The following is a 12,692-nucleotide window of genomic DNA, read 5'->3' on the forward strand; positions in this document are numbered from 1 at the left end:
TATGCGCAGCCTTGTACTCGGTGGTGCCCGCTCCGGTAAAAGCCGCCTGGCCGAACAACTGGCCAGTGATAGCGGCCTGCCAGTGACCTACATTGCCACCAGCCAGCCGCTGGACGGTGAGATGAACGAGCGCGTGCTGCTGCACCGCCAGCGGCGGCCGGATGACTGGGGGCTGATCGAAGAGCCGCTGGCTCTGGCCGCAGTGCTCCGTGCCAACGCGGCAGAAGGGCGCTGCCTGCTGGTGGATTGCCTGACCCTGTGGCTGACCAACCTGTTGATGCTGGAAGACCAACAGCGCCTGGCCGAGGAACGTGATGCCCTGCTGGCCTGCCTGGAGCCATTGCCTGGCACTATCATCCTGGTCAGTAATGAAACTGGCTTGGGGGTAGTGCCCATGGGGGAGCTGACCCGGCGTTATGTCGATTTGGCCGGGTGGTTGCATCAGGCGGTGGCCGAGCGTTGTCAGCGCGTGGTGCTGACGGTGGCGGGGTTGCCGTTGGTGCTGAAAGGGGCTGGGTTGTGAGGGGCCGTCATGAATGCTTTGAGCCGGGAAGTGTCCGCCTTGAGTATTCCGCCGCCGGTGAGATCGAGCGCCGCCCGCGCGGCGCATCGCCGGCAAGCCAGCTCCCACCTCTGTTTCTAACCAGTTATACCTGTGCAATTGGCGCGCGTCCCCCTGGAGCACGACGCAGTATCGAAGGGGACAACCAAGGGACCGCGCGCTAATGGATCAGGAGTAATTGGCCCGAAACAGATGTAGGAGCTGGCTTGCCGGCGATGCGCCGCGCGGGCGGCGCTCGATCTCACAGGCGCCGAAATACTCAAGGCGGACACCTCCCGGTCCACCACACTCACAACTCTTTTCCCAACCTGAAACAGGCCTACACCCATGACCCAACCCTGGTGGCAAACCCCCTGCCAACCCCAAGACAGCGTCGCCATGGACCAGGCCCGCGCCCGTCAGCAACAGCTGACCAAACCCGCAGGCTCGCTCGGCCAGCTGGAGGGCCTGGCCATCCAGCTGGCCGGTCTGCAAGGCCGTGAGCGACCAAGCCTGGACCAGCTCGCGATCAGCATTTTCGCCGGCGACCACGGCGTAGTCGAAGAGGGCATCTCGGCCTATCCGCAGGCGGTGACCGGCCAGATGCTGCGCAACTTCGTCGGCGGCGGCGCGGCAATCAGTGTGCTGGCGCGCCAGCTGCAGGGCAGCCTGGAAGTGATCGACCTGGGCACCATCGACGCTCATCTCGAGCTCCCCGGCGTGCGCCATCTGCGCCTGGGCACCGGTACGGCCAACTTCGCCCGCCAGCCAGCGATGACCGAAGGTCAGTTACACGCCGCCCTGCAGGCCGGCCGCGACAGCGCCCTGCGCGCAGCCGAACAGGGCGCGCAGTTGTTCATCGGTGGCGAGATGGGCATTGGCAACACCACGGCCGCCGCGGCCTTGGCCAGCATCCTGCTGGGCTGCCCGGCCCTTGAACTGAGCGGTCCTGGCACGGGCCTGGACGCCGCCGGTGTGCGGCACAAGGCCGAGGTCATCGAACGGGCGCTGAGCCTGCATGGCCTGCAAGCGGATGATCCACTGCAAGCACTGGGCTGTGTCGGCGGCTTTGAAATCGCGGCTTTGGTCGGCGCCTACATCGGCTGCGCGCAGGCAGGTATCGCGGTGCTGGTGGATGGCTTCATCTGCAGCGTCGCCGCGCTGCTGGCCGTGCGCCTCAACCCGCAGTGCCGGGCCTGGCTGCTATTTGCCCATCAAGGCGCAGAGCCTGGGCACAAGGCCCTGCTTGCCGCGCTGCAGGCCGAGCCATTGCTGGCCTTGGGGCTGCGCCTGGGCGAGGGGAGCGGGGCTGCCCTGGCCGTGCCGCTGCTACGCCTGGCCTGTGCGCTGCACGGGCAGATGGCAACCTTTGCCGAAGCTGCAGTGGCGGACCGCCCGGCATGATCCTCGACCTGCTGCGCCACGGTGAAACGGAACAGGGCGGCCTGCGTGGCAGCCTCGACGATGCCCTGACCGACAAGGGCTGGGCGCAGATGCGCAGCGCGGTTGCCCAGGCCGGCCCCTGGGAGGTACTGGTCAGCTCGCCGTTGCAGCGCTGTGCGCGCTTTGCCGATGAACTGGGCGCACGGCTGAACCTGCCGGTGCAGCGAGAGCCCGCACTGCAGGAGCTGCACTTCGGCGATTGGGAAGGCCGCAGCGCCGCACAGATCATGGAAGATCAGGCGGATGCGCTGGGGCGTTTCTGGGCAGACCCTTACGCCTTCACACCGCCCAATGGCGAGCCGGTCGAAGCGTTTGCCCAGCGTGTGCTGGAGGCTATCGAGCGCCTGGCCGGTCAGCATGCCGGCAAACGCGTGCTGCTGGTGACGCATGGCGGGGTCATGCGGCTGTTGCTGGCGCGTGCCCGTGGCTTGCCCAGGGCGCAGTTGCTGCAGGTCGAAGTCGGGCATGGTGCGTTGATGCGGCTGGTACCGAACGACCACGGGCAACTGCTGGAGGGGCGTTGAAATGCTGCCGTTCTGGATTGCCTTGCAGTTTCTCAGCAGCTTGCCCGTAAGCCTGCCGGGTATGCCGGCACCGCGCGAAGTGGGGCGTTCCCTTTTGTATTACCCGCTGGTGGGGCTGCTGCTTGGCCTGCTGCTGTGGCTGGCCAGCCAGCTACTGCAAGGTACCCCGGCACCACTGCACGCGGCTTTGCTGCTGACGCTGTGGGTACTGCTCAGTGGCGCCTTGCACCTGGATGGCTTGGCTGACAGTGCTGATGCATGGCTAGGTGGTTTCGGCGACCGTGACCGCACACTGCGGATCATGAAAGACCCTCGCAGTGGCCCGATTGCCGTGGTCACCCTGGTGCTGGTGCTGCTGTTGAAGTTCTGCGCCTTGTGGGTGCTGGTTGGGCAAGGTATCGGGGCGCAGTTGCTGCTGGCGCCGCTGATCGGGCGAGCGGCGATGTTGGGCCTGTTCCTCGGTACGCCTTATGTGCGTCCCGGCGGGTTGGGCCAGGCGCTGGCCGAGCACCTGCCTCGGCGCGAGGCTGCCTGGGTTTTGCTCGTCAGTGTGCTGCTGTGCATCGTGCTAGCTGGCCATCAGGCGTTCTCGATCATGCTGGTGGTATTGGCGGGCTTCGCCTGGCTACGTCACGCGATGTGTCGGCGCCTTGGAGGGACTACGGGTGACACGGCAGGGGCGATGTTGGAGCTGTTGGAGCTGGCAGTGGTGCTGGTGCTGGCGATCTAGGAATATTCCGACGATTTTTTAAGACGTAGCTGTAAGGCTTTTTACCCTTCGAATCCCGGTAATTTCCGGAAAGATATCAGCAAAAGCCACCATCTTCTTGCAGGCGTATGCTCGCCGCTTCTTCAACTGACAAGGAGCGTGCGTGCCATGCGTCATTTCGTTCTCGCTGCATTGTTGTCGTTCATGCTGCCGGCTGCCACGGCGGCCGAGTTAATGGCTTTCTGGGACAACCCTCGCCATGGCGGCAACAGCTTCAATCGGTTACCGCCCGATCAAGCCTACTTCGATGCCCTGAGCGGCTATGGCGCGACCTGGGTGCGGCTGTCCTACGATAAATGGCAGCCGGCCCAGCGTGATTTTCTGCTCGGCGACGCCGATGACTATCAAGGCCTGCCTGCTGGCGACCTGGCGATCTTGCGCGCCACCCTCGACCGAGCTCACCAGGCGGGGCTGAAAGTTGTCATTGCACCGCTCTCGCTGCCTGGCATGCGCTGGTCGCAGAACAACCAGGGGCAGTTCGACGATCGTCTCTGGCAAGACAAGCGCTACTGGCGGCAGGCTGAGGCCTTCTGGCGCGATGTGGCGCGCGAACTGAAGGACCACCCGGCTATCGCCGCCTATAACCTGATCAATGAACCAGCACCGGAAAAACAGGGCGGCTTGGCCGAGCATGCCGAGACGGTACAAATGCAGCAGTGGTATGCGCGAGAGCAGGGTGGTGCGCGAGATCTGCCAGCGCTTTATCGACAATTGATAGCGGCTATTCGTGAAGAGGATGCCGATACACCCATCATGGTCGATGCCGGCTGGTTCGCTGCAGCAGACGCGTTCGGTTACTGGCCCGCCCCTCTGGAAGACCAGCGGGTGCTGTACAGCGTGCACATGTACGAACCCTATGTTGCCACCAGTGCGCCCAATATGACGCGCAAGCAGCCCATCGCCTATCCCGGTCCGGTAGCCTTCGCCGGGCAAATCCAGCAGTGGGATGGGCAACGGGTGGAACGTTATCTGCAACTGCCCCTGGCCTGGATTGCGGCCATGAACCTGCCGCGTTCACGCCTGGTGGTGGGTGAGTTCGGCTGCATGCGCCGGCTGCCGGGCTGCAAGCAATACCTTGAGGATGTCCTCAGCGTGCTGGATCGCAACCAGTTGCACTGGGCGTTCTACAGCTTTCGCGAAGACAACTGGGATGGCATGGATTACGAGCTGGGTTCGGCCAAGGTGCCATGGCGCTATTGGCAGGCGATCGAGGAAAATGCGCCGGACCCTTTGCCGCGCAACGGCACGCCGGAATTCGAGCCGATTCGCAAACGATTGAATCCAGATTGAGCTTGTCGGCTAAAAATGAAATGTCTTGCAACAGTCATGACGCGGGTATATACACGTATCCATGCTGACCAGTGAATGCATCTGCACCCATTTGCGTCGTGCCGCCCGCGGGGTGAGCCGGCACTATGACGAAGCCCTTGCGGACTTCGGGGTGAACGTTGCTCAGTTTTCCCTGCTGCGGCATTTGCAGCGGCTCGATCGCCCGAGCATCACTGCCCTGGCCGAAGCCATGGGGCTGGAGCGCAGTACCCTGGGGCGCAACCTGCGTGTGCTGGAGGCTGAGGGCTTGGTGGCCTTGGCCGATGGCGACGACCAGCGCAACCGCGTGGTGTTGCTGACCGAGGCGGGCATGCGACTGCTGCACGCGGCCCGCCCAGCCTGGGAACAGGCCCAGGCCTCGCTTGTCGAGCGGCTGGGGGCAGGGCAACGGGATGAACTGGTGCGCCTGCTGGACCAGCTGGCCTGAATTGATACGACTATAAGCGGGTATATACCCGTAAAAACCTTGCGATGTGCTGGAGATAATGACAATGACTTCGGTGTGGCGAACCAGCGGGTGGGTATTGGTAGGGGCCGCGCTGATCCTGGCGCTGTCCCTGGGTGTGCGGCACGGCTTTGGCCTGTTTCTGGCGCCAATGAGCGCTGATTTTGGCTGGGGGCGTGAAGTGTTCGCCTTCGCCATTGCCTTGCAGAATCTGATCTGGGGCCTGGCACAGCCGTTCGCGGGCGCCCTGGCCGACCGGTTGGGGGCGGCGCGGGTGGTGATCATTGGTGGCATTCTCTACACCGCGGGGTTGATGCTGATGGGCATGGCCGATTCGGCATGGTCGCTGTCGCTCAGTGCCGGTTTGCTGATTGGTATCGGCCTGTCCGGCACGTCGTTCTCGGTCATTCTAGGCGTGGTCGGGCGGGCTGTACCTTCCGAGAAGCGCAGCATGGCCATGGGCATCGCCAGTGCTGCCGGCTCTTTCGGCCAATTCGCCATGCTGCCGGGCACCCTTGGCCTGATCCAGTGGCTGGGCTGGTCCGCCGCGCTGCTGGTGCTGGGCCTGATGGTGGCGTTTATCGTGCCCTTCGTCGGGCTGCTGCGCGATCGTCCGCTGCCCAGTCATGGCGCCGAGCAGACCCTGGGTGAGGCACTGCGCGAGGCTTGCTCGCATTCCGGTTTCTGGTTGCTGGCGCTGGGCTTCTTCGTCTGTGGCTTCCAGGTCGTGTTTATCGGTGTGCATTTACCTGCGTATCTGGTTGACCAGCACTTGGCGGCGACCACTGGCACGACGGTGCTGGCGCTGGTTGGCCTGTTCAATATTGTCGGCACCTTCACCGCCGGCTGGCTGGGCGGGCGCATGTCCAAGCCGCGCCTGTTGACCGGCTTGTACCTGCTACGTGCGGGGGTGATCGGGCTGTTCCTGTGGGCGCCGGTTAGCCAGTTCAGTGCTTACCTGTTCGGTATCGCCATGGGCCTGCTGTGGCTGTCCACCGTTCCACTCACCAACGGCACCGTGGCCACGCTGTTCGGGGTGCGTAATCTGTCCATGCTTGGCGGTATTGTTTTCCTGTTCCACCAGTTGGGTGCCTTCTTGGGTGGCTGGCTGGGCGGGGTGGTGTATGACCGTACCGGCAGCTACGACCTGGTCTGGCAGATATCCATCCTGCTCAGCCTGCTGGCTGCCGCCCTGAACTGGCCGGTGCGCGAGCGCCCGGTGGCCCGCTTGCAGGCCCAGGCGGTATGAACCGCTACCTGGTTCGCGGGCTGCTGGCCGTGGCTGCGCTGATGCTGCTGGCGTGGGCGTGGTGGGGCTGGCACCAGGGCGGGATGGCGTTGATGCAATTGGGCATGAGTGTTTGTTAGGCGCTACCCTGCAAGCTCAAGGAATGTTTTGCGGGAGTGATGAACCATGCGTGCACATTGGTTGACGGTGCCGGTGCTGGCCCTGGTTGGCAGCGCATCAGGCTGGGCTGCCGATTGCCCGGCGTTGTTGCAGGGGAGCCTGCCAGAATTGCGGGGCAAGGGGCAGGTCGAGTTGTGCGAGCGGTTTGCGGGCAAGCCGCTGGTGGTGATCAATACGGCGAGCTATTGCGGGTTTGCGCCGCAGTTCGAGGGGCTTGAGGCGACGTACAAGGAGTATCACGGGCAGGGGCTTGAAATGCTTGGTGTGCCGTCCAATGATTTCAAGCAGGAAGATGCCGACAGTGAGCAGACGGCCAAGGTCTGCTATGCCAATTACGGGGTTACGTTCACGATGACCAAGACGCAGGCGGTGCGGGGCAAGGATGCAATACCGCTGTTTGCGGAGCTGGCTAGCCAGAGCAGTGCGCCGAAGTGGAATTTCTACAAGTATGTGGTGGATCGCAAGGGCAAGGTGATTGGTAATTTCTCTAGCCTGACCAAGCCGGATGACCCGGAATTCCGGGCTGCCATTGAAAGGGCTATCGGCTCTCAGCCGTGACCTCCATGAATGCCCATGGCTTGAAGCTTGGAGCTTGGAGCTTGGAGCTTGGAGCTTGGAGCTTATGCGCCGGTTTTGATATGGCGAACAGTCCAGTTGCGATGGCGACGCTTACTCACCTTTTCGCCCTTACGGCGAGTCACTTTTTTTCTTGGAAAAAAGTAACCAAAAACCGCTCGCTCCCATCATCCGGCCCCTACGCTGCGCTTCGGGGTCCCCTCACTCCGGCCTTGCTCCCGGGAGGACCGCGCTGCAGGCCCCATCCTGGGGCCCAGCGCTTGACGGGCATCCTTGCCCGTCACCTCCCTCCGCAAGGCCTGCGTTCGGCCTCCTGAAGTCGCGAAGATCAAGATCAAGATCAAGATCAAGATCAAGATCAAGATCAAGATCAAGATCAAGATCAAGATCAAGATCAAGATCAAGATCTACAGCAACAGCAACAGCAACAGCAACAGCAACAGCAACAGCTCCTGCTTCTGCTCTTGCTCTGCTTCTAAGCGCGCGATAGTCCAGACGACACAGATTGCGACTTCAGGAGGCCGAGCGCAGGGCTTGCGGAGGGAGGTGACGGGCATGGATGCCCGTCAAGCGCTGGGCCCCAGGATGGGGCCTGCAGCGCGGTCCTCCCGGGAGCAAGCCCGGAGCGAGGGAACCCCGAAGCGCAGCGTAGGGGCCGGATGATGGGAGCGGGCGGTTTTGGTTACTTTTGCCAAGACAAAAGTGACCCGCCGTAAGGGCGGAAAGGTGACTCAGCGCCACCCTCGCTAATGAATGTCTACTTGATATGAATGCCCATGGCTTGAAGCTTGAAGCTTGAAGCTTGTGCGCCGGTTTTGATATGGCGAACAGTCCATTTGCGATGGCGACGCTTACTCACCTTTTCGCCCTTACGGCGAGTCACTTTTTTTCTTGGAAAAAAGTAACCATGGTTACTTTTGCCAGGACAAAAGTGACCCGCCGTAAGGGCGGAAAGGTGACTCAGCGCCACCCTCGCTAAGGAATGTCTACTCAAAATGAATGCCCATGGCGTGAAGCGTGAAGCGTATGCGCTCACTCCTACGGCAGAGGAGCGGAGGATTTCACCTCGCATGCACCGTAATGGCCACCAACCGTACCACCAGCGGCCTAACCATTAGCACACAAACGAAAGCCACTGGCATCGCCAGCTGATACGCCTTCATGACGTTGCTCAGGTACTCCGGGCTGAGGCCGGCATTGGCCGCGGTGATCACAAAACACATCAACAGCGCCATGATCGACGACATATAGAAAGCGAACACGTAAGGCGTGGCGCCCGGGTGCAATTTGCGACGGCTACGCGCTTGGGACAGGTCTCTCATGGCAACTCCTGAAAGCTGGGTGGACGCGCAGGTTAACAATCCAGCATCAAGCCGCTGTAGACCCGCCGGATTGATTTCTTTATAAAGAAAATCTTACGAATCCAAGAGCTCGCCCATGGATCTGCTCAACGCCATTCGCAGTTTCATCAAGGTGGCAGACGCCGGCAGTATCGCCGCCGGCGCTCGCAACCTCGGGCTTAGCCCGGCTGCGGTCAGTCAGAACCTGGCGCGCCTGGAAGCCCACCTGCAGGTGCGCCTGATCAGCCGGACTACCCGCAGCATGGCGCTGACACCCGCCGGCAGCCAGTATTACCAGCACGTCAGGCACATCGAGCGCGACCTCGCCCTGGCTGAGCAGGCCGTCACCACCCCCGACAGCGAGCCGCAGGGGCGGCTGTGCATTGCCTCCACCTCCGCGTTCGGGCGACACGTCCTGGCGCCGCTGATTCCTGCATTCAGTGCCCGCTACCCACTGCTTTCGATAGAGTTGGTAACGACCGATCGCAGGGTCAACCATGCCCGTGAAGACGTGGATGTCAGTCTGCGCATTGCCCCGCAACTGGAAGACCAGCTGCTCGCCCGGCCCATCGCCCGTATCCCGTTCATCTGCTGTGCCTCGCCCGGCTACCTGCAAGGCGCAGGTGTGCCTGCTACCCCCGAGGCCCTGCGCGATCACCGTTGCCTGGTATTCCGCTATCCGGTAGACGGCCGCTTTCTGCGCTGGGGCTTCGTGCGGGACGGGCTGCGCTTCGAGCCGGAGTTCGGCAGCGTACTTATCAGCGATGACATCGATGCCCTGACCCAGATGGCAGTGCACCATGGCGGCATCACTCGTCTGGCCGAGTTCATCGTACGGCCACACCTGGCATCCGGTGCGCTGGTGCCGCTGTTCGAGTACAGCGACAGCGGCAACGCCTATGCCCAGACCGAGCCAATGGACATCTACCTGTGCCTGGCCGACCGTTTCGCCATGACCACCAAGGTACGCGCTTTCATGGATTATCTGCGCGAATGCCTGGGCGACAGCTGGCAGGTGCAGGCATGAAAAAACCGCCACGAGGGCGGTTTTTCATGCGGCGCGGATGAATCAGAAGCGGTAGGTGAGCGACGCGCCGACACCGTGAGCGCTGTTCTCATACTTGGCCTGGTAGCTGCCTTTGGTTGCGCTGACCTGGTTGACCTTGGTGTCCTCTTCCCACAGGTAGGAGTAGGCCACGTCGATGGTCATGTCGTCGTTGGGGCTCCAGCCGGCACCCAGGCTGAAGACCTTGCGGTCGCCAGTGGGGATGCGCGGTGAGCGGTCATGGTTGTTGGTCGGCGACTGGTCGACGGTGAAGCCGGTGCGCAACACCCACTCCTTGTTGACCTTGTACGACGCGCCAATGGCATGCGCCCAGGTGTCGTGCCAGTTCTGGTCTTCCTTGATGGTTTCGAAGGCCGAACCTGTCAGCGGGCCTGGTACATCGTTCTGCACGGTGATGTCTTTCAGGCGGCTCCAGCGCGTCCAGGTGCTGCCTGCGTACAGGGTCCACTGGTCGTCCAGTTCATGGGTTACCGAGAGGTCGACCGATTCCGGTGTCTTGATCTTCAGACTGGCGTCGAACTTGTTGCCGTTGAACGGCCCGATCAGCGGGGTGCTGACGCGGGTCTTGCCTTCGAGCTTGTAGTCGACCATCGAATGGTAGGTCAGGCCGACGCGGGTGCTGTCGGTGGCCTGTACCAGGATACCGATGTTGTAGCCAATGGCGGTATCGTCGCCCTTGATCTTCACTTCGCCGTCGTTGCGGCCCGGGGTGAACGGGTTGATCAGGCTCGAGCCCAGTTCACCCTTGATGCGGTTGATGGTAGGGCCGAAACCGATCGAAACCTTGTCGTTGAAGGCGTAGCTGACGGTTGGCTGGAAGGTGACTACCTCGACGTGGCTCTTCTTGCCCCAGTATCGTGCAGCGTCATCGCTGCCATAGTCGGTTACCAGGCCGAATGGAACGTAGACACCGAAGCCGACGCTCCAGTGGTCGTCGATCGGCTTGACGTAGTAACCCATGGGTACGCCAACCAACGGCACCATGTCACCATCGGTTTCCCCCCCGAGGTTGCTACCCGGGCCCGAGATGTCGGACTTGGCGATGACGGCGGCGCCGCCCACGGTGAATTGTTCACGTTTGAGGCGAGACATGCCGGCCGGGTTACCAAACACGGTGCTGGCATCTTCGGCAGATGAAGAACGTCCCGCGAAACCTGTCCCCATGCTGCTGATGCTCTGCTCGTTGAGCGCGAAGCCGGCAGCGAACAATTGGCTGGATGCAAGCGTGATCGCAACGCCGAGGGAGGTTTTGAGCATTACTTTTTTCATTATTAGAAAACTCCTTGGGATCTCCGGGGCGAAAAGCTACCAACAAATCACGCTCTGCGCTATAGCCTCAATCGCAGGAGTTAGAGCGGTTTTGTAGGACAATCCGACCACAATTCCCTTTTTTTCGCTTTTTTTGTAGGACGCTTCCTAAGATGCCTGTGGCAATCTCTGATCTATGCAGGTGTGCCAGGCATGAGTGAAGTCGCGCAGGCGACCCTGGGGGTTGAAAATCTGTCGCCAGATCCGCGCCAGGCCCAGCAAGTCGTCCGCCGCAGGCAGCAGCGTTGCCTGCTCTTCGACGAGCATCCAGGCGATAGCGGTGGAGTAGCGCAGGTTGACGGTGAGCTCCAGGTGCGGGCCGCCGAGGAAGGCGTGCTGGCTGGCGAGGCCACGGACTACGCTGGCCAGGTCGGGATCGCGGGCCAGATAGTCATCCCACAGTGCCTGGTGGCGGTGTTCGCCGATGCGGTACAGGCCATGCCCGCGCCGGTCATGCAGGGCCGAGCCCAATGCCGACTGGCTGGCGGCGATACCCAGCAACAAGGCTTCGGCGCTCGCGCAGTGACGATTGAGGTAGACCAGGGTGGGTCGGATCACATACTGACACAATTCATTCGCCGCAATACCCATGATGCCCTCGAACAGTAAAGGGCCGGACGGGCACTGGAGCTTGGCAGCTGGTGAATGATCAGGCCCGCCGGAAGCGGTTAGCACCGCTCGAGTTGAAGTGTAGTGTGATAACCGTGGTGTAAAGAGCTGTTTTTAAATCGATTGCTGCCTGACGCACTGGGCGATATGCCCTAAGGCAATTACGCCAAGAACGTTCAGGCAGGCTCACGATGGGAGGATTCAGCGCTTGAATGCCGCCGTATTCGCCACTCACGCGGTGAGCGATTGGCGAGTCCGGGCGATGACCGCCTGCAGCGGTTCAGTGCGGCTGTACTGTTCGGGGTACAGGCGCTCGGTGTGGCAGGCGACGCCGTGTTCGTCTACCAGGGTGAAACTGAAGCTGCCCTTGCGTGGGGCAACGATAAGGCACTTCAACGGCGAGAAGGCCTGGGAAAGGGTGCCAATGGCAGCCTGAATTTGATGAGTATGCATATTGTTGGAGGTTCCTGCTTTAAACACGGGAGATATGATCCGTGCATGATAGAAACGTTCCAGTGACGCCTTTATTAAGGGACGAACGAACCTGACTGGAACAAAGCAGCCAGAGGGGGCGCAATCAAAGGTGGGCGCTTGGGCTGACTGGTAGGTACTTAGGAAGGCAGGCAGCACGCCGGGGCCAAGGTTCTAGGCCGTCGGGGTGGAATCCTGATCAATCTGTCACGTGATTCGTGCTTGGGCAGCGCTGGGCTGGCGAGGGAATCATCGATTGGGCCGGTCCGCTTTCGGCAGGGCCACTCATTAGTGAGGGCGGGTCTGCAAGGACGCTTTAGGCCAGAATTGACTTTCAGCTTGGTACTAACGAGGGGCACCTTACCGCAACCGTGGGTGCTTTGCAAGCGTTGCCACGCTGGTGGAGGTGAGCCGAGCAGTATGGCGCGTATTTGCGTTGCTGGGAAGAGGGGGCAAGTGGCCCGTATTCGGGCGAATGCACCTGTTTCGTGCATGCAAATGAGGGTTTCTGCTGCAGTTGTTCACATTCCCGGCAGCGGTTGTAACAGGTCCGCAACACGGCCCTGGCGTCTCGCCAATGCCTTGACTGCAGGGTTAAGTCAATGAAAAAAAACACTATTTTTAGCTGGTGAAAAAATCGTCAGTTTGACCAAGGCCCCCAATTCACGGGGGTTTGCGGGGTGTGGAGGGGGGTTGTCCACCGAGTTATCCACAGGATCTGTGGATTGTCCCGCGCGCTTGCTCTAGCACGGGTGTGCCAGCAACAGAGTGAACTGTCCGACAATCGTGATGCACCAACGGACTGGTCGGTCACTCAGCTGAAAACGTCAAGAAAAGATCATTGAAAATTTTTTTCAATCCTC

Annotated in this window: 14 protein-coding genes and 1 pseudogene; 11 read left to right on the plus strand and 4 right to left on the minus strand. The window is 61.5% G+C overall.

The features are described 5' to 3' along the window. Position 1 precedes the first annotated feature (1 nt). The 10 genes and pseudogenes from cobU to AC5O5R_RS06225 form a co-directional block, all read left to right on the plus strand. The gene (cobU, locus tag AC5O5R_RS06180; RefSeq protein ID WP_172225388.1) at positions 2–523 is read left to right on the plus strand and encodes a bifunctional adenosylcobinamide kinase/adenosylcobinamide-phosphate guanylyltransferase; all 522 of its coding nucleotides are present in this window, start codon (positions 2–4) and stop codon (positions 521–523) included. Positions 524–889: 366 nt separating this feature from the next. Continuing rightward, positions 890–1,945: a nicotinate-nucleotide--dimethylbenzimidazole phosphoribosyltransferase gene (gene cobT / locus AC5O5R_RS06185; protein WP_172225386.1), complete on the plus strand. Its 1,056-nt coding sequence runs from the start codon at positions 890–892 to the stop codon at positions 1,943–1,945. Further along, the gene (gene cobC, locus AC5O5R_RS06190) at positions 1,942–2,508 is read left to right on the plus strand and encodes an alpha-ribazole phosphatase family protein (protein ID WP_172225383.1); all 567 of its coding nucleotides are present in this window, start codon (positions 1,942–1,944) and stop codon (positions 2,506–2,508) included. The genes cobT and cobC overlap by 4 nt, the downstream gene beginning before the upstream one ends. A 1-nt stretch (position 2,509) precedes the next feature. Next, complete coding sequence (locus AC5O5R_RS06195; protein WP_172225380.1) at positions 2,510–3,238, plus strand: adenosylcobinamide-GDP ribazoletransferase; 729 nt, start codon at positions 2,510–2,512, stop codon at positions 3,236–3,238. A 213-nt stretch (positions 3,239–3,451) separates the two neighbouring features. After that, positions 3,452–4,567 (plus strand): glycoside hydrolase family 5 protein, encoded by a 1,116-nt coding sequence (locus tag AC5O5R_RS06200; RefSeq protein WP_256678466.1) that lies wholly within the window; start codon positions 3,452–3,454, stop codon positions 4,565–4,567. A 61-nt stretch (positions 4,568–4,628) separates the two neighbouring features. Continuing rightward, complete coding sequence (locus AC5O5R_RS06205; RefSeq protein WP_172225374.1) at positions 4,629–5,033, plus strand: MarR family winged helix-turn-helix transcriptional regulator; 405 nt, start codon at positions 4,629–4,631, stop codon at positions 5,031–5,033. A gap of 64 nt (positions 5,034–5,097) precedes the next feature. Then, positions 5,098–6,300: an MFS transporter gene (locus AC5O5R_RS06210; protein ID WP_175586347.1), complete on the plus strand. Its 1,203-nt coding sequence runs from the start codon at positions 5,098–5,100 to the stop codon at positions 6,298–6,300. Further along, positions 6,297–6,419, plus strand: a complete 123-nt coding sequence (locus AC5O5R_RS06215; protein WP_256676397.1) for a hypothetical protein — start codon at positions 6,297–6,299, stop codon at positions 6,417–6,419. Before AC5O5R_RS06210 ends, AC5O5R_RS06215 begins: the two co-directional genes overlap by 4 nt. 46 nt (positions 6,420–6,465) lie before the next feature. After that, a complete protein-coding gene (locus AC5O5R_RS06220; protein WP_172225371.1) occupies positions 6,466–7,017 on the plus strand; it encodes a glutathione peroxidase in 552 nt (183 codons plus the stop codon). Positions 7,018–7,308: 291 nt separating this feature from the next. Further along, a pseudogene (locus AC5O5R_RS06225) lies at positions 7,309–7,488 on the plus strand (hypothetical protein); the annotation flags it as partial. Between the two features lie 608 nt (positions 7,489–8,096). Here the strand turns inward: AC5O5R_RS06225 and AC5O5R_RS06230 are convergent. Then, entirely contained in the window at positions 8,097–8,357 is a 261-nt protein-coding gene (locus tag AC5O5R_RS06230; RefSeq protein ID WP_172226395.1) for a DUF2798 domain-containing protein, read from the minus strand. Between the two features lie 115 nt (positions 8,358–8,472). On the opposite strand from AC5O5R_RS06230, the gene AC5O5R_RS06235 reads away from it, so the two are divergent. Continuing rightward, positions 8,473–9,402 carry a LysR family transcriptional regulator gene (locus AC5O5R_RS06235; RefSeq protein WP_172226398.1) on the plus strand — a complete coding sequence of 310 codons (930 nt, stop codon included), beginning with the start codon at positions 8,473–8,475 and terminating at the stop codon, positions 9,400–9,402. 42 nt (positions 9,403–9,444) lie between these two features. Here the strand turns inward: AC5O5R_RS06235 and AC5O5R_RS06240 are convergent, their stop codons facing one another. From AC5O5R_RS06240 to AC5O5R_RS06250, 3 genes are all read right to left on the minus strand, one after another. Beyond that, entirely contained in the window at positions 9,445–10,710 is a 1,266-nt protein-coding gene (locus tag AC5O5R_RS06240) for an OmpP1/FadL family transporter (RefSeq protein ID WP_172226401.1), read from the minus strand. A 147-nt stretch (positions 10,711–10,857) separates the two neighbouring features. Further along, positions 10,858–11,340: a hypothetical protein gene (locus tag AC5O5R_RS06245; RefSeq protein ID WP_172226404.1), complete on the minus strand. Its 483-nt coding sequence runs from the start codon at positions 11,338–11,340 to the stop codon at positions 10,858–10,860. A gap of 249 nt (positions 11,341–11,589) precedes the next feature. Further along, positions 11,590–11,811, minus strand: coding sequence for a hypothetical protein (locus tag AC5O5R_RS06250; protein ID WP_172226407.1), 222 nt, complete (start codon positions 11,809–11,811; stop codon positions 11,590–11,592). Positions 11,812–12,692 lie beyond the last annotated feature (881 nt).

This window comes from Pseudomonas sp. 8_5_2, from assembly GCF_059295255.1.

Coding starts and splice junctions, on each gene's coding strand:
- AC5O5R_RS06240 (WP_172226401.1), bottom strand. CDS start 10,710: ATGAAAAAAGTAATGCTCAAAACCTCCCTCGGCGTTGCGATCACGCTT.
- cobU (WP_172225388.1), top strand. CDS start 2: ATGCGCAGCCTTGTACTCGGTGGTGCCCGCTCCGGTAAAAGCCGCCTG.
- AC5O5R_RS06205 (WP_172225374.1), top strand. CDS start 4,629: ATGCTGACCAGTGAATGCATCTGCACCCATTTGCGTCGTGCCGCCCGC.
- AC5O5R_RS06250 (WP_172226407.1), bottom strand. CDS start 11,811: ATGCATACTCATCAAATTCAGGCTGCCATTGGCACCCTTTCCCAGGCC.
- AC5O5R_RS06220 (WP_172225371.1), top strand. CDS start 6,466: ATGCGTGCACATTGGTTGACGGTGCCGGTGCTGGCCCTGGTTGGCAGC.
- AC5O5R_RS06210 (WP_175586347.1), top strand. CDS start 5,098: ATGACTTCGGTGTGGCGAACCAGCGGGTGGGTATTGGTAGGGGCCGCG.
- AC5O5R_RS06235 (WP_172226398.1), top strand. CDS start 8,473: ATGGATCTGCTCAACGCCATTCGCAGTTTCATCAAGGTGGCAGACGCC.
- AC5O5R_RS06230 (WP_172226395.1), bottom strand. CDS start 8,357: ATGAGAGACCTGTCCCAAGCGCGTAGCCGTCGCAAATTGCACCCGGGC.
- AC5O5R_RS06200 (WP_256678466.1), top strand. CDS start 3,452: ATGGCTTTCTGGGACAACCCTCGCCATGGCGGCAACAGCTTCAATCGG.
- cobT (WP_172225386.1), top strand. CDS start 890: ATGACCCAACCCTGGTGGCAAACCCCCTGCCAACCCCAAGACAGCGTC.
- AC5O5R_RS06245 (WP_172226404.1), bottom strand. CDS start 11,340: ATGGGTATTGCGGCGAATGAATTGTGTCAGTATGTGATCCGACCCACC.
- cobC (WP_172225383.1), top strand. CDS start 1,942: ATGATCCTCGACCTGCTGCGCCACGGTGAAACGGAACAGGGCGGCCTG.
- AC5O5R_RS06195 (WP_172225380.1), top strand. CDS start 2,510: ATGCTGCCGTTCTGGATTGCCTTGCAGTTTCTCAGCAGCTTGCCCGTA.
- AC5O5R_RS06215 (WP_256676397.1), top strand. CDS start 6,297: ATGAACCGCTACCTGGTTCGCGGGCTGCTGGCCGTGGCTGCGCTGATG.